Raw genomic sequence first — 18,659 nt, forward strand, 5'->3', positions numbered from 1 at the left:
TGAGAGGGAGTCGTCTCTTATGGAATTAAGACTCACGGAGCAGGAGGCTCTGACGCTGTATCGAATCATTCTGCGGTGGGATGAATTAGGCAGCTTGACCACAGAGGATGGCGAGGAGCATCAGCTGCTATGGGATCTATCCTGTACGCCGGAAAAAGAACTGGAGCCGGTGGATGAAGCTGTAAGATGCAGACTGCTTTGACTGCGTAAGCTCCCACCGGATTGAAGCTTTTGCTGCGCTGCTGTTTCTTTTGGCGCTGACAGATTTTGAACTGCCGAAAAGACGCTGGTATCGCGGGATGATATTGACAAAGGGGGAAATGATGCTATAATATCTGCGAATGGTTCGCAGATTGGGGGCGGCTGGTGTCAGGCTATAATACGAAACAGCGAAGAGCCCTGCTTGCTTTTTTAGGGGAACACCCGGACGAGCTGCTGACTGCACGCCAGATGGCGGACGCGCTGGCAGAGAAACAAATCAGCCTCAGCGCCGTGTATCGAAACCTTGCACAGTTGGAGGCGGAAGAAAAGGTGCGCCGCAGCGCAAAAAGTGGGTCGCACGAAGCGTTTTATCAGTATCTTGACGCCAAGGGCTGCAAGGGCGCGCTGCACATGAGCTGTGTGAAGTGCGGCAAAACCTTTCACATGGCCGACAGCAACGCCGCCCTGTTTGCAAAGCACTTGGCGCAGAGCGAGCAATTCACGCTGGACGCAGCCGACACGATCCTCTATGGGATCTGCTCGGACTGCAAGGGAAAATAACGAACAGAAGGGAGGACAGACCATGACAAAGAAGCTTTGCTTTATGACGCGCCTGCTGGCGGCCGTGCTGGCCGTTGTCATGCTGTCCTCCGCTATCTATATTGCGGTCGAAGCCGACCATGACTGCTCCGGCGAGGACTGCGCCATCTGCCATCAGATCGGCGTCTGCGAGAATCTGCTGAAATCTCTGGGGCTTGCCGGTGCTGCCGCAGCGATCACTGCTGCGTTTACATATACCATGTGCAAGGCGATCCTACCCTGCACAGAGATGATCGGCACACTGACACTCGTTTCTCTCAAGGTAAAGCTTTCAAATTAAAATAGGACTTTTACAAGGGCGAAGTCTATCCGTTTTCGGATAGGCTCTTGCGGCTTTGCCGCTGCCCTTGTATTTTTGCGCCTATTTTTCAAAAATTCGGAGATTTTATCTGTATGATGAAGAAAATTTTTACCATCTTTCTTGCGCTGACCATGGCGGTCAGTCTGTTCGCCGGCTGCGGCAAAAAGAACGCCGCGGAGAACGGTGAAACCGATTCCGATAAATTAAAGATCGTCACCACCATCTTCCCCGAATACGACTGGGTCAAGGAAATTCTCGGCGACAAGGCCGAGAACACCGACCTAACCATGCTGCTGGACAACGGCGTTGACCTGCACAGCTACCAGCCCACGGCGGATGACATCGTCAAGATTTCCGACTGCGACCTCTTCGTCCATGTGGGCGGTGAGTCTGACGGCTGGGTGGAGAGCGTCCTGAAAAATGCTGCCAACAAGAATGTGAAGGTCATCAACCTGCTGGAGATGCTGGGCGATTCCGTGAAAACAGAAGAGACCGTTGAGGGTATGCAGGAAACGGAACATGCCCACGACCACAGCAAGGAAGTTTCCACCTTTGAAGACGACGAGGTTCAGGACAGAAGCCTGTCCGACTGGGCGGGCGACTGGCAGTCTGCCTATCCCTTTGCGCTGGACGGAACGCTGGATGACGCGTTTGCCGCGATGGCAGAGGAAGGCGAGATGACAGCCGACGAGTACAAGACCTACTATCAGAACGGCTACAAAACGGACATTACCAACATTGATATCGAGGGCGACCATATTGAGTTCACCTATGAGGACGGCAAAAAGGTCGGCTCTGACTATCAGTATGTCGGCTATTACATTCAGAACTGGTCTACCGGTACCAAGGCGGCCATGTATCGCTTTGAAGCAGTAGATAGAACCTCCGGTGCGCCGGTCTATATCGAGTTCAACGACCACATGATCGAGCCGGCCGCCGCCGAACACTTCCACATCCGGATGAGCAATGAGAGCTTTGACGCCATCGTTGATCCGGAAAACTCCTGGCCGACCTTCTTCCCCGCTGATATGACCGGTGAGGAGATCTGCGAGCACATGGAGGGGCATGACCACGAGCATGAGGAGGAAGCTGACGAACATGTCTGGCTGTCTTTGAAGAACGCCGAAACGTTGGTAGGTGCGATCTCCGACGCCCTGCAGGAGCTTGATCCCGATAACAAGGATACCTACGCCGCCAACGCCTCCGCCTATATCGAAAAGCTTTCCGCGCTGGACGGCGCGTATCAGTCCGCCGTGGACGGCGCGGCGCGCAAGACCGTTCTGTTTGGCGACCGCTTCCCCTTCCGCTATCTGGCGGACGATTACGGTCTGAGCTACTACGCCGCCTTTTCGGGCTGCTCCGCCGAGAGCGAAGCCAGCTTTGAGACAGTGTCCTTCCTCGCAAAAAAAGTGGACGAACTGAAGATGCCCTGCGTGCTGACCATTGAGGGCAAGAACCACAAGCTCGCGGAAACCATTGTGCAGAGCACCGCCGGGAAGAACCAGAAGGTGCTGACCATGGATTCCATGCAGTCCACCACCTCTGAGGATGTGGCAAACGGCACAACTTACCTCTCTGCCATGGAGCAGAACCTTTCCGTGCTGAAAGAGGCACTGGGTTAAGGGGGGTAGGATGATGGCTCAGCTCACTTGTCAAAAGCTCTGCGTCGGCTACGATGGAAAGCCCGTTCTGCAAAACCTTGATTTTGAGGTTTTTGCAGGCGACTATCTCTGCATCGTAGGAGAAAACGGCTCCGGCAAGAGTACCCTTATGAAAACGATCCTCGGCTTGCAGATGCCCATCGGCGGCAGAATTTTGACGGGCGACGGGCTGAGGAAAAATGAGATCGGCTATCTGCCGCAGCAGACTGTTGTCCAAAAGGACTTCCCGGCATCCGTGAGAGAGATCGTTCTCTCTGGGTGTCAGGGGCGCTGCGGCAGCCGCCCCTTCTACAACAGAGAAGAGAAGGAACTGGCGGCGGACGCCATGGAAAAGATGCAGATCACACCCCTTGCCAAACGCTGCTACCGGACACTCTCCGGCGGTCAGCAGCAGCGGGTGCTGCTCGCCCGCGCCCTGTGCGCCACGCAAAAAATGCTGCTTCTGGATGAACCTGTTTCCGGCCTTGACCCCAAGGTGACGGCGGAAATGTATGCACTTATTCAAAAGCTCAATTACGAGGATGGCATTACCGTTGTGATGATCTCCCACGACCTGAACGCGGCGCTGCAATATGCAAGCCACATCCTGCACATCGGGGACACGGTGTTTTTCGGCACCAAGGCGGCCTACCTGAACGAGTTCCCCCAGGCATGGCAGAAGGGAGGCACGGCACAATGACGGCGATCTTTGAAAAACTCGCGTTCTACTGGACCTATCCCTTTGTGCGCTACGCGCTCATTGTCGGTGTGTTGATCGCGCTGTGCTCGTCGCTTCTGGGCGTGACGCTGGTGCTGAAGCGGTTTTCCTTCATCGGCGACGGCCTTTCCCACGTGGCGTTCGGCGCGATGGCTATCGCCGCTGTGCTGGGGCTGACGGACGATATGCCCCTGACGCTGGGCGTCACGGTGGTCTGTGCCGTGCTGCTCCTGCGCACGGGACAAAATACGAAGATCAAGGGCGACGCCGCCATCGCCATGATCTCGGTGGGGGCGCTGGCCATCGGGTATCTTCTGATGAATCTGTTTTCCACCTCGTCCAACCTCTCCGGCGACGTGTGCAGCACACTGTTCGGCTCCACCTCCATCCTGACGCTGTCAAAAAGCGAGGTCTGGCTGTGTGCGGGACTGTCCGTGGTGGTCGTGGCAGTGTTCCTGCTGTTTTACAACAAAATCTTTGCTGTGACCTTTGACGAGGACTTTGCCAAGGCGGTGGGCACAAAGGCTGACCTGTACAACCTGCTGATCGCCGTCATCGTTGCCGTGGTCATTGTGCTGGCGATGAATCTGGTCGGCTCCCTGCTGATCTCCGCGCTGGTGATTTTCCCGGCGCTGTCCGCCATGCGCCTTTTTCAGAATTTCCGGTCCGTGACGGTCTGCTCGGCCGTACTGTCAGTAAGCTGCGCGGCGCTGGGGATTCTGATCTCCATTCTCGCAGGGACGCCGGTGGGTTCTACCATCGTGGCGGTGGATATTCTGGCATTTTTGATCTGTTCGGCCCTTGGCCGCGCAAGGGGAGGGGAAACGGGATGAAACGGCTTTTTTGCCTGCTGCTGGCTGCCTGCGTGATGCTTTCCCTCTGCGCCTGCGAGAAAGGCCGCGAAAAGGACGCAGGAAATGACGCATCTTCTTCCAATGAAGAATTGTCTGCATCGACTGAGATTATTCCAACGCCGAATGAACAGGAAACGCCGGGGAAATCTAAGCCGTCACAGCCCTCTGCCGGCAAAGTGGATGTGGATCTGACGGTGCTCAGCAGCACCATGGTCTACTCCGAGGTCTACAATATGCTCTACAATGACCCGGCGCATTATCTCGGCAAGACCGTCAAGGCGAGAGGGGAATTTTCCATCTATCAGCTCGTGACAGACGGCGTTTTACAGCCTGACCCGGTGTCCTACGCCTGCATCATTTCAGACGCCGCCGCCTGCTGTGCCGAGGGCATGGAGTTTGTGCTGGAAGGCGATTACACCTACCCAGACGATTATCCAGAGCTGGGGACGGAGATCACCGTCATCGGTGAATTTCAGTCCTATGAAGAAAACGGGATGACATGGTACCATCTGGTGAACGCAAGGCTGGCGTGATACCGTGATAGCGCTGCATACATAGTAAGCGTGACGATTTCAGGGAGAAAGGTATTCCGGTGCTGCCTGACTGCAATTTATAAGAGCCGGACAAAGGACGTCATTTATCCCGCTGCAGAAAAATTCTCATGAGGAAAGCAGTGTGTTGAATTTGAGATGACCCCTTAAAGAATAGGCAGACTTAACATAAACTTTATTCCTGTTATGATAACATAATCTATAAATACCCTGCTCTGGACGGAACACTTCTGCAAGGAACCAGACAGGCTGCAAAAACAGAAATGATCAACGATAGAGAATATGAATGACTTTTGAAATTCACAGTGATATCACAAATCAATCTATGACCGTAGCTGCCCGCGCGATGCGCAGGGTGCTGCGGCGAAAGAGAAGCATTATTTGGGCCATCTTCGGCTGGACCGTCTTTTTCATCAACGCTCTGCTGCTGATTCCATTCGATGGAGAGCCTTTTGCGCTTGATGTCAGAACGGTGACTTCCCTGCTGGTAGAGGTGATGCTGCTGTCCGTTCTGCTGTTTCAGGATCGATTCAATGGCATGATCGCCCGCAAAAACGCGCTGGCGGGCACAAAGGAATATCATGTCGCATTCGGTGAGGATTCCTATACCGTCGTTACGGCGGCCACTACCTCCACGTTCCGCTATGAGCTGATCGACGCACTGGCTGAGTCGCAGGACTACATCATCTTTCTGATGAAAAAACGCTATGCGCAGCCTCTGGACAAGCACACTCTTACCGGCGGGACGGTGGAGGAATTCAAACGATTTCTTGAGGAGAGGACCGGAAAGTCGTTCCGGCGTGTGAAATGAACGAATTTTCTATTACGCCCTTTCGCGGGCCGCATTTGCTTCTGCTTTTGCTTACGGCAACGGCGGTACTGCTCATATTCTTGCTGCTGCGCGGAAAACCGGAAGCACGGCGCTCCCGGTATCTGATCGGCGTTTGCTTTTTTAATCTCGCGCTGTTTGCCGGCTACAAGCTCTCGCTGTCCATGGACGCAGCGTATATCCGTGCGTACTATCCCAATGGCTTCAGCATTTTCAATGAGCTGCCGCTGCACCTGTGCAACATCAATCTGTTTCTGATTCCGCTGGGCGTGTGGAAGAGAAACCGCTCGATCATGGGCTTTTCCTTCTTTGTGGCGCCCCTTGGCGCACTGATGGCGCTGCTCTTCCCGGAGCCTCTATTCTCCGGCTTTTCGCTGTTAATGCCGCGAATTTTCGGCTACTATGTGACCCACGCAATCCTTGTTGTTTGCGGCCTGAGTCTGGCGACGCTGGGCTTTTACCGCCCCGACCCCAGGGATATCCCGAGGATCCTCAAGACCTTTGGTTTGCTTGCCGTAGGCGCGCACCTTATCAATCTCCTGTTACGCCTCACGCTCTGCCCGGAGGCGAACTACTTCTTCACCTACGGCGCGGAGATCGGTGTGCTCAAGCTGTTTTGGCGTATCATCCCGGCACCGCTGCTTTACGGGCTACCGGCACCGCTGATTCTTGCAGGCTATATGTACGCGGTCTGTGCGTTGTCCCGCCTGACGCAAAGGGCGGAAGAAGTGTCTTTTTCATAGATTGGATAAGTCCCACAGCGCAAAAACAGGAGGATACGACATTGCTGGATAGAAATTTAAGAGGAATCGACATCGCTCTGTGCTTATTGACTCTCTTGCTGTCCCTGTCCGGGTGCGGTTCATTGAAGGATGACACGCTTCTGATCGCCAACGCAGTGATCACGGAAATCGATACAGAAAAGCAGACCATAACGGTAAAGGACGATGTCGATGAAAGTACTTTAGGCGAAGAATGTCTGCTCGACTGTTCGTCCGTTCCTATGGCCTATTGCGACTTTGCCACGCAGAAGGTTACAAAGATTTCTTTTGAGGATTTACAGGTCAATGATAAGGTTATTATGTGTATCAGGAGCTCGGAAATGGAGAGCTTCCGAAGCGGCGGCAACGAGGAGAATACGCTCAAGGTCGAACAATTGCAGCTGTATACACAAAGACCTGCCGAATGAGCCTCGGCTTTCCAACGCTGCATCGAGGCTTCGAGATCGAGCCAGAGAGCATGAAGTGGGTCAGCCAGCACACCAACGCTAACATGGTCGAAACGGACTTCTTCGAGACCTGCAGCACCTCTTATGCCAATAGCATGGTACTGTGGATAATCTTGTGAGGATACGCATATGAGCAATCAAAATAAACAGCTGTATATCGTAATCAGCCAGACCGGAACACTTCTGTCCCGGATCCTTAAACAAATTACCGGCGCAGAATATAACCACGCCTCCATCAGCCTGTCCAGAGATTTAGAGAGGATGTACTCTTTTGGCCGCAGGAATCCCTATAATCCGTTTTGGGGCGGCTTTGTGATAGAGTCGCCCCGTACCGGTACCTTCAAGCGTTTTTCCGAAACCAAGGTGTTGGTTCTGAGCGTGAGTGTCACAGAAGAACAACACGCAGAACTCAAAGAAATGCTCGATGTGATGTGGAAGCGGAGGAGGAAATACGGCTACAACTATATTGGCTTATGTCTGGCATACTTCCATATTGTCTGGAAGCAGGAGGGCTGCTATTATTGCTCAGAGTTTGTCGGAGAGCTTCTCAGAAAAAGTCGGGTTGACGGCACGGAACAGTTACGTTCCTCTATCATACAGCCGATGCAGTTCCTTAGAATGCCGCACACACTGCTCTACTGCGGAAAACTACGCGAATATGTGAGCAACACCTGTTCCAAGGGCATATGTGAAGATGCAACGAACCGCGCAGTTCATAGGCGACTGCCATAACAGCAGATAAGGGAGCGCGTGGTCGAATATCTGCAAAGGTGTGGTTTTGATCCGCCGACGTGGCTTCTGCTTTTTGCCGTCATAATGGATATTCGTCCTGGATATGTTGACCACAGGGGTTGTGTTCCTCATACACAAGCCCTGTGGTCATTGAATATCTTTGGAGGCTTGGGGACGGTCATTTCAACCGTGTGTACCTGCTTCCTTGATCGGCGACCATGGAGATGGATCAGATTTCTGTGGAAATACCTGGTCAGATAAGAAGAGCTGCCGCGGCTTTGGCGCTGCTTACTGTGCCCCGGTTCCTTTTTCCATGCTGAATCTATTACGAAGCTAAAAAACAGCGGCACAGAGAGTTTGCTCTGTGCCGCTGTATGCTTTATACATTGTGTAAAAACCTTACACGCTATCTGCTCTTTTGCCCTGCCTAAGTGAGCGGCAGACGACATACCCTGCCGGAGCGATCATGATCAGAATGAAAATGCTGATCAGTTCATTCACTTCGGATGGCGCAAAGCCCTGCAGCATAGTAATGAGGTTGTTTGCGAAATGCACGAGGATGGGAAACAGCAGGTTCTTTTTCTTCTCGTAAAGTATTCCTGCGGCAATACCCATGAAGGTAGCATAGGCAGCCTGCACGATATTCAGGTGATAAGCACCGAAGAGTACAGATGATATTAGAATCGCGGCCCAAGCGGGGGTGAATTTCCGCATGGAGCGAAGCACAATGCCGCGGAACAGAATTTCTTCTACAACAGGTGCAGCAATCACCGCAATCATAAATGTTCCAAATGCATTTCCGCCGGCAATATTTTCAGCACCGGCGTTCATTGCCTCAACGCTTTTTTGCAGCGAGGGAAGCTGTTCTGCCAGCATGATCCAAAGACCGGAGATCCCGCAAATGCCAAATCCCACGACCAGACTGCCGAGCACATCTTTGAAATTTGTCGCTGTGCGCGGTTCGCTTATATCTTTCCTCCAAAGCAGTTTATAGAGCGTGAAGAATACGAGGATAAGAACAGCGTAGATCAAAATCTCGCCCCAATATGAGTGTTTCATAAATTGCTGCGGGGGGATATGAAAAACATCCAAAACGAGCCTTTCCACAAGAAAATATAATAGATTGGACAGCAAAAAATGCAGCGCGATTGCAAGAATGGGAATAGCGAAATATCTTTTTTTCATCATACGGTCAATTTTTTCTCCTGTCTGTATTTTTGAGGGGACTGCAGCAGTATAACAGATTTAACTTAAAGTCTTCGTTAAGGGGGAAAGTTGTAATCTTTCGGAAGCGGCATTGCAAAAGGACACTGTTCATCTTCCTTGCCGAATCATTTGAGTTTTGACCTTTCTCTAAAGGATGTTTTCCTCATAGCTGGTGACATACTGAATTTGGCATTAGGCTCCTTGAGTTCTGCAAAGCTTTTGGAGTTCAAATAGAAAATACCCACAGCCAAAGCGGCTGTGGGTATGATCAAATCAGATTGTACGAGCTGACGCTACCTTGTCAATCTCTGAAGGTTCGTAGTTGCGCTCTCCTTCTGTAAAAGCCCAATATTCTGCCCGGTGTATCCGCACTTTCCAATACGCCCAAAGGGGGCTTGAAGGGGAGATTCTTAACGCGCAGAAGGAGGAAGACCGCCCGTCTCTGGCGCCTTGAGAAGAAAGTGGCTTTTGTGAAAGTCGAGCAGGCCCTCATCCCGCATTTTTCCAAGCTCCAGCGACAGTCCGCTGCGCTCCACACCGAGGTAATCCGCAAGCTGCTGGCGGGAGAACGGAATGTCGAACTCGTAGCCGCCCCGGCGCTGCGCCTCGGCGGAAAAATAGGACATCAGCTTTGCCCGCGTTGTGCGCTGGCCCATGTGAGTGAGTTTTTCGTTGAGCCGCAGGTTTTTCTCCGCCAACTCGCCCAGCAGGTTGCGGATGATCCGGCTGTGGTGGGAGCAGGCGGAGGGGCACACGCTCAAAACGCGCCTTACGCGCAGAAACATCACCGTCACCGCGCTCTCCGCCTCCACGCTCACGTTGAGCACCGCCCCCGGCGCGCAGGCAAACACCTCCGCAAAGGTCTGCCCCGGCCCGGCCTTGGAGAGAATGTTGCGGTTTCCCCAGATATCCTCCTGCACGATGAGGACGCTGCCCGCCAGCACAAGGCCCACCTCCTCCACCGCGTCTCCGGCGCGGAGCAGGCGGGAGCCTTTGGGAAAGGTGTCGATCCTTGCCCCAAGGCAGGAGAGCATGGCGGCAAGCTCATCGTCGGAAATGCCGGAGAAAAGCGCCGCCGTATGGAGCACCGGAAAAAATTCTTTCATAAAAAGTCCTCTTTCGTTGAAAATTCAACCGACTTGTTGCTTTTAGTATAGTACAATGAACGCACAAAAGCAACAGGAGGACTGAACATGAAACGACGGATCATTGAAATCGATCAGGATAAATGCAACGGCTGCGGCGCCTGCGCCGCCGCCTGTCACGAGGGCGCCATCGCCATGGTGGACGGCAAGGCGCAGCTGATGCGGGACGATTACTGCGACGGGCTGGGGGACTGCCTGCCCACCTGCCCCACCGGGGCCATCACCTTTGTGGAGCGGGAGGCCGCCGCCTACGACGAAAAAGCCGTCATGGAGAACAAGCAGCGGAAAATGCGGAAAGAGGGCATGACCCTGTCCTGCGGCTGCCCCGGCAGCCAGTCCCGGGATATTCAGCGTCAGGACGCGCCCGCCGTGGAAACGCCGCAAGCCCAGCAGACGAGCTGCCTTTCCCAGTGGCCGGTGCAGATCAAGTTAGTGCCGGTGAACGCCCCGTATTTTGACGGCGCGCGGCTCCTCATCGCCGCCGACTGCACCGCCTACGCCTACGCCGCCTTCCACGAGCGGTTCATCAAGGGGCACATCACCCTGGTGGGCTGCCCCAAGCTGGACAGCGTGGACTATTCCGAAAAGCTGACGGAGATCATCCGGGAGAACGATATCAGGAGCGTCACCGTCGTGCGCATGGAGGTGCCCTGCTGCGGCGGGCTGGAACTGGCGGCGAAAAAAGCGCTCCAGCAGAGCGGGAAATTCATTCCGTGGCAGGTGGTCACCGTCACGGTGGACGGCCGGCTGAAAGAGGAATAACAAAATCATTAGAAAAAGAAAGGAAGACGCACGATGAAGTATGTATGCACCGTTTGCGGCTGGGAGTACGACGAGAGCACGGGGTATCCCGAGGGCGGCATCGCGCCGGGAACGCCCTGGAGCGAGGTACCGGAGGACTTTGAATGCCCCCTGTGCCACGTGGGAAAGGACAGCTTCGAGGAGGCGTGAGCTTTCTGCAAGAGAGGCAAAGACTATGAGTTATGAAAACTGGAAGGACAAAATCGGCACATTCGAAGTGATGGATGTGCGGGGCAAAAAGATGGACTTCTTCCCCGCATTGAAGGCAAAGGCCGCCGCGCTGAAAAACGGCGAAGGACTGCATATCATCCAGACCTTCGAGCCTGTCCCTCTGTACCCGGTGTTGGCTCTTATGGGCTTTGAGCGTCACACGGAGAAGGTGAGCGGCAGCGAATACCACGTCTGGTTTTATCGAGTGAGGAAAGGAGAATAACCGTATGAGCTACGAAAACTGGAAGGACAAAGCGCAGGGGTTTCAGACCATGGATGTGCGCCATATACAGGGAAGCTTTTTTGAAGGGCTGAGGAAACGAGCCGAGGTGTTGGAGGTGGGCGAAGGATTACACATCATCCAGACCTTTGAGCCGCATCCACTGTACGCTGTCATGGAGGGTTTGGGCTACGAGCACCACACCGAGCAGCGGGGTGAGGCGGAGTTCCATGTCTGGTTCTGCCGTGTGGAGAATAAGGAAGGCGACAGCTCCGCTCCCTTCAAGCCGCTGGCTCTTTTGAACTATCCCATGATCGATGAAAAGCTGGGGCAGATCGCCGTGGATTTTTGGGAGACCACATGGCAGAGCGAGAAACGCGTACTGCCCTACGAAACGCGGCTGCTGCTGTCCCTGACCAACGCTGTCGGTGCGGGACGGATGAGGCAGGCGGCGCGGGAGCTGGTAAAGGCATATATCCACGGTGTGGAGAGCGCCGCGCTGGACGATGTGTTCGAGCTGCTGGCATGGAATCAGGGTATCGGCTTTTTCAGCAGCGAGATCGGCCCCTCGGCACTGTTTCAGGCGTACAAGCTCATTAAAAACGGTGAGAAGCAGGGCAAGTCCCGGGAGGATATCTGCAGTGCGCTGCGCGAGAAATTCGGAGAGAAGAACCCGGAGATGCAGGTTCTGAACTAAAAAGCAGAAGGAGACGAACGACAATGGATAACAGGATGTTTTGTTTTCAGTGCGAGCAGACGGCAGGCTGCGCTGGTTGTACTGGAAAAGCCGGCGTCTGCGGCAAAACCACTGAGGTGGCGGAGCTTCAAGATCAACTGACTGGCGCTCTGGTTGGACTGTCCCGTGCGGTAGATAATGCCCCGGATACGAATGAGGGGACTTGGCGGCTGATGATCGAGGGCTTGTTCACCACTGTCACCAATGTGAACTTTAACGAAAAGACTATCCGGGATTTGATTGACCGGGTACATGCGGAAAAGGCACGGCTGGTGCCCAACTGCTATAGCTGCACCTCTCGCTGTGGGCGGAACGACGACTATGACATGCACCTGCTTTGGAGCGCACAGGAGGATGTGCGCAGTCTAAAATCCCTGATCCTTTTCGGTGTGCGTGGCATGGCGGCATATGCACATCACGCCATGGTACTGGGCTATGCCGATGAGGAGGTAAACCGCTTCTTCGGAAAAGCACTTTTTGCCGTAGGCGAGGACTGGGGCATGGACGAGCTGCTGCCCATCGTGATGGAGGTCGGCGAAAAGAACCTCCAGTGCATGGCGCTGCTGGACAAGGCCAACACCGAGAGCTATGGCACACCCACGCCCGTGACCGTTCCGCTGACGGTGGAGAAGGGGCCGTTCATCGTCATCACCGGCCATGATCTCCACGACCTGAAGCTGCTGCTGGAGCAGACGGCGGGCAAGGGCGTGAATATCTACACGCACGGCGAAATGCTGCCAGCCCACGGCTATCCGGAGCTGAAGAAATACCCACACCTCAAGGGCAACTTCGGCACGGCGTGGCAGAACCAGCAGAAGGAGTTTGCCGACATCCCCGCGCCGGTGCTGTTCACCACAAACTGCCTGATGCCTCCACGGGCGAGCTACGCCGACCGTGTGTTCACCACGGCGGTGGTATCCTATCCCGAAATCACCCACATCGGTGAGGACAAGGATTTCACCCCTGTCATCGAAAAGGCACTGGCGCTGGGTGGCTACAACGAGGACAAGCCATTCACCGGCATCAACGGCGGCGGCACGGTCATGACCGGCTTTGGCCACGGCGCGGTGCTGAGCGTGGCGGAGCAGGTGATTGGTGCGGTAAAAAGCGGCGCCGTCCGACACTTTTTCCTGGTGGGCGGCTGTGACGGAGCCCGTCCCGGACGGAACTACTATACTGAGTTTGTCAAGCAGACGCCTGCCGACACTGTGGTGCTGACGCTGGCCTGCGGCAAATTCCGCTTCAACGACCTGGAGCTTGGGACCATCGGCGGGCTGCCGCGGCTGATGGATGTAGGACAGTGCAACGATGCCTACGGGGCTGTCAAAATCGCGCTGGCCTTGGCGGAGGCGTTCGGCTGTGGGGTCAACGACCTGCCTCTGTCTCTGGTGCTTTCGTGGTATGAGCAGAAGGCGGTGTGTATCCTGCTGACGCTGCTGCATCTGGGCATCAAGAATATTCGCCTTGGCCCCACCCTGCCGGCGTTCCTCTCGCCGAATGTACTGAACTATCTCGTGGAAAACTTTCATATTGCCCCGGTCACCACGCCGGAGGAGGATCTGAAGGTGCTGCTGAAGCGCTGACAAACCATAATGCGGCTGCGGAGAGGAACATCTCCGCAGCCGCCCTTTATTGAAAGCACTCATGAGCGTTTGCTTTTTGGTTCTTTGCTTCGATACTCCTATACGCCGCCGACTCCAGATAATACTTCTCATGTCAGAACACCCGGAGAAGTGAAGAAAACTGCTTGCTTCAACAACCCAGCATCTGTATCTTAACATAAGATTTATGGCTCGGTGCTATAATAACCTCAGCAAACCGGGCAATCGCCAAAGAAAGGATAGATTAGGACTATGAGATCACGACGGGATGGCATTTTTATTTTATGTATTGTGCTTATTGCCGCCATACTTGCAGGCTGCGGCGCGGCCGAGCAGCGACCGGCATTGGATAGGATCGAGTACACGAACCTGAACGACAGCGGATCAAGGGAACTTTTGAAGGAGCTGCTCTCCGACACAGGCGTGTCGGACGGGCGTATTCAGAGCTTTTTCCGCCGTGTGGACCGCTTTAATGACAGCGTGAAGCAGGAATGGCTTACGGATGGCTTTGAGGAAGCGGAGCTGCTATATACGAAATATGACCCTTACGCAATGCAGGACGAATGGACGGCGAAGAACGGGACGTTTCCGGGCTATAACTGCCGGATCACCGCCATGAGCCTGTTTGGGGACTTCCTCTCCGTGAGCGCGGACTCTCAAATCAATACCGGTGAAGATGTGCTGTTTGTGGACGAGGAAACGCTGAAAGCAGATCCCGATGCGCTGGGCGGAAGCAGCCTTGCAGATTTCCAAGCACTGTATTCCTCCATGAAGGCGGAGGATACCACGGAGATCAAGCGTCATGTGCAAACCGTACAAGAGGAATGGGCATCCCGCGGCGTTGCCTTTCGGGAGAATGAACGGATCCGCCTCATCACGGTATTCTTCCACGATAAGCCGACCGAGGAGGAATCTCTGCTGTTTGTCGGGCATGTTGGCGTACTTTTGACGGCGGAGGACGGGACGCTGTACTTTGTAGAAAAGGTCGCCTTTCAGGAGCCGTACCGGATGCTGCGCTTTGCGGACCGAACGGCGCTGAGCGATTATCTTATGGGGAAATATGACACCTCATGGGGACAGAATACGGCGAGCCCCTTTATCATGGAGAACGACGAGCTTATGGACGGCTGGCGTCCAAACCCGGATAGCGGAAGCTCCGTGCTCGACTAAGGACTGCGCGTTGCTGCCAATATAAGAAATCCCCGACTCCGATCGGGGATTTCTTATATTATCCTCCGCTGAAGCTGTGGAGAAAACCAGATAAAGCGCATCAACGCTGCAAAGTGACTTCAAATCATAGAATGTTAATTTGCATTGCTTGCCGCAACGGCGATGTTCCTGCTAAAATATGCGTGAAATCTTTAGAGAAAGCTGTCATTTTTAGTTTGCTTCTTTATCATATACAAGCATTGGCGTTCAGCTTTTCAAATTTCACGTAGGCTACGGCAAAGGCACAGACCTGCCGTGTGCAGCCGAGGGCGTTGTCCTTGGGATAGAGATGTGGTTATTTCTCTCTAAAGAGCGAAACAGAGTTTAATAAAATCGATATTCCTACACATACCCCCAGAGCCTTGCTCATGGTTGGCATGATATCCATCAAGCCTCCCCAATCTTCATTTAGCACACGCATCGCTCCGTCTGAATAAAAGGAACATACGGTCAATGCAGTGAAAGAAATAGCTCCGAATCTAAACCATTTTTCATTTTACTTTTAAAAGAGCAAATCAAATTAAATCCTGTAAAAATGATCGCAGAAATTCCTAAAAACAGCCACATATATTGTCTCCTTAAATTCTCTTACCCTGCACCCCTATGAGGCAAGGCTCGCAATCGTGTTGCCTGCGGACATGAACTGCCGATGAGAGGATCGTTCGCAGCCCCTTTACCGATTCTCCGCCAGATATTCCTCTGCATAGTGGACAGCCACCGCACCGTCCGATACGGCGGTGACCACCTGCCGCAGCGCCTTGGTGCGCACGTCACCCACGGAAAACACGCCGGGAAGATTCGTGCGGGTGGATTCGTCCGCGATGATATAGCCGGACTTGTCCAGTGCCAGCTCGCTTCGGAACAGCTCCGTGGCCGGGGCGCGTCCCACGCTGATGAACACGCCGTCACAGGCAAGCTCACGTTCTGCGCCGGTGTTGACGTCTTTTAGGCGAAGCCCCGTCAGGCGGCTTTCGTGCAACAGTGCGGAAACGGTGCTGTTCCAGCAGAACTCCATGTTGGGTGCGTTCATCAGCGGCTGGTGATAGACCTTCGTCGCCCGCAGGCTGTCCCGGCGGTGGATGAGGTAGACTTTTTTTGCGATGCGGGACAGGGTCAGGGCGTCTGCCGCGGCGGAATTGCCGCCGCCCACCACCGCCACGGTCTTGCCCCGATAGGGCGCGCCGTCGCAGGCGGCGCAGTAGTGAACGCCCTTTCCAACAAGCGCTTCTTCGCCGGGAACGCCTAGGGAGCGGGGCGACGCGCCGGTGGCGATGACCACCGTGCGGCTCTGAAAGACACCCTCGCTGGTCTCCAGCGTTTTGATCTTCCCGGAAAGGCTTGCCTTGTACACCTCCGCCAGCTCCGTCACCGCGCCGAAGCGTTCCGCGCTCTGCTGCATTTTTTCGCCCAGCGTAAAGCCGTCGATGCCGTCCTCAAAGCCCGGATAGTTGTCGATCTGCTCCGTCAGCGCCATCTGCCCGCCGGCGGAGAGCTTTTCAAGCGCCAGTGTGGAAAGCCCGCTTCTGGCGGCGTACAGGGCGGCGGTGTATCCGGCGGGACCGCCGCCGATGACGATCATATCATAGATCTGCTCCATAATCGTGTCCTCACTGCTCCAGCGTTTCCTTGATAAACGCCTCGATGGCCGCCTTGGAGGCGGGCGCGACAATGGAGCCGAGCGCTTTTCCGTTCTTAAAGAGCATCAGCGTGGGGATGGTGTCGATGCCGAAGCGCTGGATGAGCTGCGGTTCCTCGTCGTAGTTGATCTTGCCGGCGATGAGCGTGTCGGCGTACTGCTCCCCCACCTTGTCAAAGGCCGGGGCAATACGGCGGCAGTAGGGGCACCACTGGGCCCAGAAATCCACCAGCACGGGCTTGTCCGCGCGGAGAACGTCGTTTTCAAAGCTGTTGGTCGTAATGGTAAGCATCGTAAAATCCTCCTATTTCTGTGCAAAAAGTTGTGTTTCAATATCTGTGATCGTAATGTGCGAGAGGTAGGCGGCGCACTGCTCGTTCATCTGCCGGTACAGCGTGTCCATCACGCCCGCCATGCCGGAGCAGATGGCGCAGTTCCGGTCAATGTCGCCGCTGTGCCACGCGCAGTCCACAAAGCGGGTATTCACTGCCTCCGCCACCTGCCGTAGGGTAAGGCTCGCCGGGTCTGCCGTCAGGCGGTAGCCGCCGTCCAAGCCCTCCCGGGTCTCCACCATGCCTGCCTTTTTTAGCCCCGCCATGACGCGGCGGACGCGGGTGGGATTGGTGCAGATGTTCTCCGCCAGCGCTTCGCTGCTGAGGGAGCGTCCGCTGTGGCTCAGGCAGACCAGCGCGTGGACGGCCAGATTAAAAGAACTGTCCACAATTATCCCTCCTTCACAAGCTCGTAGGGCCAGTCGATGACGCCGCCGAAGTCGTAGACTCTCTGATACCCCAGCGATAGCAGCTTTTCCGCGGCGTCCTTGCTGCGGCGGCCGCTGCGGCAGTAGATCAGCAGCGTCGCATCCTTATCGGGCAGCGTCTCGGGCATTTCGCTCCCGATGCTCTCATTGGGCACAAGGACGGCGTTTTCAATATGTCCGCCGTCGTATTCGTCACGAGTGCGAACGTCCACCACCACGACCTCCTGCGAAGCCATCATCTCATAGGCTTCCTCGGCGCTGATCTTCTGATACGCCGCCTTGCCTGTCATGTCCTCCGCCGTGTCCGTTTTTGTCTTGGACAGCGCGCAGCCGCTCAGCAGCGCGAGCGAGGCGGCAAGAAGCGCAAAAAGCAATATCTGACGCATAAATACACCTCCAAAACATTTGTGCTTATCGCTGATACAGTTTATACTGTGACTATAACAGATACAGTTTAGGCTGTCAAGGTTTTTGAAGCAATTTTGGGGCGCAAGACCCTTGTGACTGTTGACAGAGAAAAAAATATAGGTATAATAAAAGCAAAAGAATAAGACTTATTCTTGTATTTGGAGAGTTGGCAGTATGCCAAAATACGCAGAGGAGATATTGGCCGCCGTAACGGAGCTGCAGCAGCATCCCACGGCGGAGCAGGTGTTTCTGGAGATGAAAAGGGAGCATCCCAGTATCGCCATTGGCACCGTGTATAAGCATCTGAATGCCTTGGCAGAGGAGGGCCTGCTGCACCGCATCACGGAGTCGGGTTCGCCGGACCGGTACGACCGAACGGAGCGGCACGATCACTTGATTTGCAGTCGGTGCGGGAAAATCGCAGACGTTCACCTGCCGGATATGCAGAGCCAGATCGAACGGGCGCTGGGACGGGAGATCCTCTCGTATGATCTTAAAATCCGGTATATCTGTCCCGATTGCAGGGGACAGGAAGAAAACAACACTGAAGGAGGAGACCTATGAACGCAAACGTATCGAAGTTGCTCAACGAGCAGATCAACAAGGAGTTCTACTCTGCCTATCTGTATCTGGATTTTGCCAACTACTACGCCTCCGTGGGCTTAGACGGCTTTGAGAACTGGTACCGGGTGCAGGCGCAGGAGGAGCGGGATCACGCCATGCTGTTCTATCAGTATTTGCAGAACAACGGCGAGGGCGTCACCTTTGAGGCCATTGCAAAGCCGGAGTGGGAGCGAGGTGACCACATGACTCCGCTGAAAAAGGCGCTGGCGCATGAGAGACTCGTTACCGCCAGCATCGACGCCATCTACGCCGCCGCGTACGAGGCCAAGGACTTCCGCGCCATGCAGATGCTGGACTGGTTCATCAAGGAGCAGGGCGAGGAGGAGAAGAACGCCGCCGACCTCATCACAAAGATGGAGATGTTCGGCGGAGACAGCAAGGGGCTGTATATGCTCAACAGTGAGCTGAAGGCCCGGGTATACACCGCGCCCTCCCTGGTGCTGTAAAAG

The 18,659-nt window shown here is 54.7% G+C and carries 25 protein-coding genes; 19 read left to right on the top strand and 6 right to left on the bottom strand.

Annotation, left to right across the window (positions count from 1 at the left end; all coding sequences use genetic code 11):
• The first annotated feature begins 19 nt into the window (after window positions 1-19).
• The 11 genes from NE609_RS05150 to NE609_RS05205 all read left to right on the top strand — a co-directional run bounded on the left by NE609_RS05150 (window position 20) and on the right by NE609_RS05205 (window position 7,654).
• Window positions 20-202 carry a hypothetical protein gene (locus tag NE609_RS05150; RefSeq protein ID WP_110440171.1) on the top strand — a complete coding sequence of 61 codons (183 nt, stop codon included), beginning with the start codon at window positions 20-22 and terminating at the stop codon, window positions 200-202.
• A 164-nt stretch (window positions 203-366) separates the two neighbouring features.
• Window positions 367-762: a transcriptional repressor gene (locus NE609_RS05155; protein WP_162598949.1), complete on the top strand. Its 396-nt coding sequence runs from the start codon at window positions 367-369 to the stop codon at window positions 760-762.
• Window positions 763-784: 22 nt separating this feature from the next.
• Window positions 785-1,081 (top strand): hypothetical protein, encoded by a 297-nt coding sequence (locus NE609_RS05160; protein WP_055245642.1) that lies wholly within the window; start codon window positions 785-787, stop codon window positions 1,079-1,081.
• 113 nt (window positions 1,082-1,194) lie between these two features.
• Window positions 1,195-2,724, top strand: coding sequence for a metal ABC transporter solute-binding protein, Zn/Mn family (locus NE609_RS05165; protein WP_317258890.1), 1,530 nt, complete (start codon window positions 1,195-1,197; stop codon window positions 2,722-2,724).
• Window positions 2,725-2,737: 13 nt separating this feature from the next.
• Window positions 2,738-3,442 (top strand): metal ABC transporter ATP-binding protein, encoded by a 705-nt coding sequence (locus NE609_RS05170; RefSeq protein WP_110440225.1) that lies wholly within the window; start codon window positions 2,738-2,740, stop codon window positions 3,440-3,442.
• Window positions 3,439-4,293, top strand: a complete 855-nt coding sequence (locus NE609_RS05175; RefSeq protein WP_172678067.1) for a metal ABC transporter permease — start codon at window positions 3,439-3,441, stop codon at window positions 4,291-4,293. Before NE609_RS05170 ends, NE609_RS05175 begins: the two co-directional genes overlap by 4 nt.
• Window positions 4,290-4,847, top strand: coding sequence for a hypothetical protein (locus tag NE609_RS05180; RefSeq protein ID WP_055245639.1), 558 nt, complete (start codon window positions 4,290-4,292; stop codon window positions 4,845-4,847). The genes NE609_RS05175 and NE609_RS05180 overlap by 4 nt, the downstream gene beginning before the upstream one ends.
• 304 nt (window positions 4,848-5,151) lie before the next feature.
• Window positions 5,152-5,676, top strand: a complete 525-nt coding sequence (locus NE609_RS05185; RefSeq protein ID WP_110440226.1) for a YcxB family protein — start codon at window positions 5,152-5,154, stop codon at window positions 5,674-5,676.
• Complete coding sequence (locus NE609_RS05190; protein WP_055245637.1) at window positions 5,673-6,437, top strand: YwaF family protein; 765 nt, start codon at window positions 5,673-5,675, stop codon at window positions 6,435-6,437. Before NE609_RS05185 ends, NE609_RS05190 begins: the two co-directional genes overlap by 4 nt.
• A 41-nt stretch (window positions 6,438-6,478) precedes the next feature.
• Entirely contained in the window at window positions 6,479-6,883 is a 405-nt protein-coding gene (locus tag NE609_RS05195; protein WP_242857777.1) for a hypothetical protein, read from the top strand.
• A gap of 168 nt (window positions 6,884-7,051) precedes the next feature.
• The gene (locus NE609_RS05205) at window positions 7,052-7,654 is read left to right on the top strand and encodes a hypothetical protein (protein ID WP_055245636.1); all 603 of its coding nucleotides are present in this window, start codon (window positions 7,052-7,054) and stop codon (window positions 7,652-7,654) included.
• A 399-nt stretch (window positions 7,655-8,053) separates the two neighbouring features.
• On the opposite strand, the gene NE609_RS05210 is transcribed toward NE609_RS05205, so the two are convergent.
• Together NE609_RS05210 and NE609_RS05215 are read right to left on the bottom strand one after the other, a co-directional pair.
• Window positions 8,054-8,842 (bottom strand): CPBP family intramembrane glutamic endopeptidase, encoded by a 789-nt coding sequence (locus NE609_RS05210; RefSeq protein WP_110440229.1) that lies wholly within the window; start codon window positions 8,840-8,842, stop codon window positions 8,054-8,056.
• Window positions 8,843-9,270: 428 nt separating this feature from the next.
• Entirely contained in the window at window positions 9,271-9,966 is a 696-nt protein-coding gene (locus tag NE609_RS05215; protein WP_256151930.1) for a Crp/Fnr family transcriptional regulator, read from the bottom strand.
• An 87-nt stretch (window positions 9,967-10,053) separates the two neighbouring features.
• Between NE609_RS05215 and NE609_RS05220 the strand changes: the two genes are divergently transcribed.
• The 6 genes from NE609_RS05220 to NE609_RS05245 all read left to right on the top strand — a co-directional run bounded on the left by NE609_RS05220 (window position 10,054) and on the right by NE609_RS05245 (window position 14,743).
• Window positions 10,054-10,767: an ATP-binding protein gene (locus tag NE609_RS05220; protein ID WP_256151931.1), complete on the top strand. Its 714-nt coding sequence runs from the start codon at window positions 10,054-10,056 to the stop codon at window positions 10,765-10,767.
• Window positions 10,768-10,800: 33 nt separating this feature from the next.
• Entirely contained in the window at window positions 10,801-10,956 is a 156-nt protein-coding gene (locus NE609_RS05225; RefSeq protein WP_256151932.1) for a rubredoxin, read from the top strand.
• A 25-nt stretch (window positions 10,957-10,981) separates the two neighbouring features.
• Window positions 10,982-11,239: a DUF2249 domain-containing protein gene (locus NE609_RS05230; RefSeq protein WP_134107492.1), complete on the top strand. Its 258-nt coding sequence runs from the start codon at window positions 10,982-10,984 to the stop codon at window positions 11,237-11,239.
• A gap of 4 nt (window positions 11,240-11,243) precedes the next feature.
• The gene (locus tag NE609_RS05235; RefSeq protein ID WP_256151933.1) at window positions 11,244-11,933 is read left to right on the top strand and encodes a DUF2249 domain-containing protein; all 690 of its coding nucleotides are present in this window, start codon (window positions 11,244-11,246) and stop codon (window positions 11,931-11,933) included.
• Window positions 11,934-11,956: 23 nt separating this feature from the next.
• On the top strand, window positions 11,957-13,555 hold the full coding sequence (hcp, locus tag NE609_RS05240; protein WP_172678065.1) for a hydroxylamine reductase: 1,599 nt from the start codon (window positions 11,957-11,959) through the stop codon (window positions 13,553-13,555).
• Window positions 13,556-13,825: 270 nt separating this feature from the next.
• On the top strand, window positions 13,826-14,743 hold the full coding sequence (locus tag NE609_RS05245; protein ID WP_256151934.1) for a DUF4300 family protein: 918 nt from the start codon (window positions 13,826-13,828) through the stop codon (window positions 14,741-14,743).
• A gap of 712 nt (window positions 14,744-15,455) precedes the next feature.
• On the opposite strand, the gene trxB is transcribed toward NE609_RS05245, so the two are convergent.
• The 4 genes from trxB to NE609_RS05265 are packed head-to-tail and all read right to left on the bottom strand — an operon-like array spanning window position 15,456 to window position 17,564.
• Window positions 15,456-16,379, bottom strand: a complete 924-nt coding sequence (gene trxB, locus NE609_RS05250; RefSeq protein ID WP_256151935.1) for a thioredoxin-disulfide reductase — start codon at window positions 16,377-16,379, stop codon at window positions 15,456-15,458.
• Window positions 16,380-16,389: 10 nt separating this feature from the next.
• Window positions 16,390-16,710, bottom strand: coding sequence for a thioredoxin (gene trxA / locus NE609_RS05255; RefSeq protein ID WP_256151936.1), 321 nt, complete (start codon window positions 16,708-16,710; stop codon window positions 16,390-16,392).
• 12 nt (window positions 16,711-16,722) lie between these two features.
• Window positions 16,723-17,139 (bottom strand): Rrf2 family transcriptional regulator, encoded by a 417-nt coding sequence (locus tag NE609_RS05260; RefSeq protein ID WP_256151937.1) that lies wholly within the window; start codon window positions 17,137-17,139, stop codon window positions 16,723-16,725.
• 2 nt (window positions 17,140-17,141) lie between these two features.
• Window positions 17,142-17,564, bottom strand: coding sequence for a rhodanese-like domain-containing protein (locus NE609_RS05265; protein WP_256151938.1), 423 nt, complete (start codon window positions 17,562-17,564; stop codon window positions 17,142-17,144).
• Between the two features lie 196 nt (window positions 17,565-17,760).
• On the opposite strand from NE609_RS05265, the gene NE609_RS05270 reads away from it, so the two are divergent.
• Both NE609_RS05270 and NE609_RS05275 read left to right on the top strand, forming a co-directional pair.
• Window positions 17,761-18,150, top strand: coding sequence for a Fur family transcriptional regulator (locus NE609_RS05270; protein WP_134107477.1), 390 nt, complete (start codon window positions 17,761-17,763; stop codon window positions 18,148-18,150).
• A complete protein-coding gene (locus tag NE609_RS05275; RefSeq protein WP_256151939.1) occupies window positions 18,147-18,656 on the top strand; it encodes a ferritin in 510 nt (169 codons plus the stop codon). Before NE609_RS05270 ends, NE609_RS05275 begins: the two co-directional genes overlap by 4 nt.
• Window positions 18,657-18,659: the final 3 nt, after the last annotated feature.

Origin of the sequence: Anaerotruncus sp. DFI.9.16 (genome assembly GCF_024461615.1) — a bacterium.
Classification (GTDB): Bacteria; Bacillota; Clostridia; order Oscillospirales; family Ruminococcaceae; genus Anaerotruncus; species Anaerotruncus massiliensis.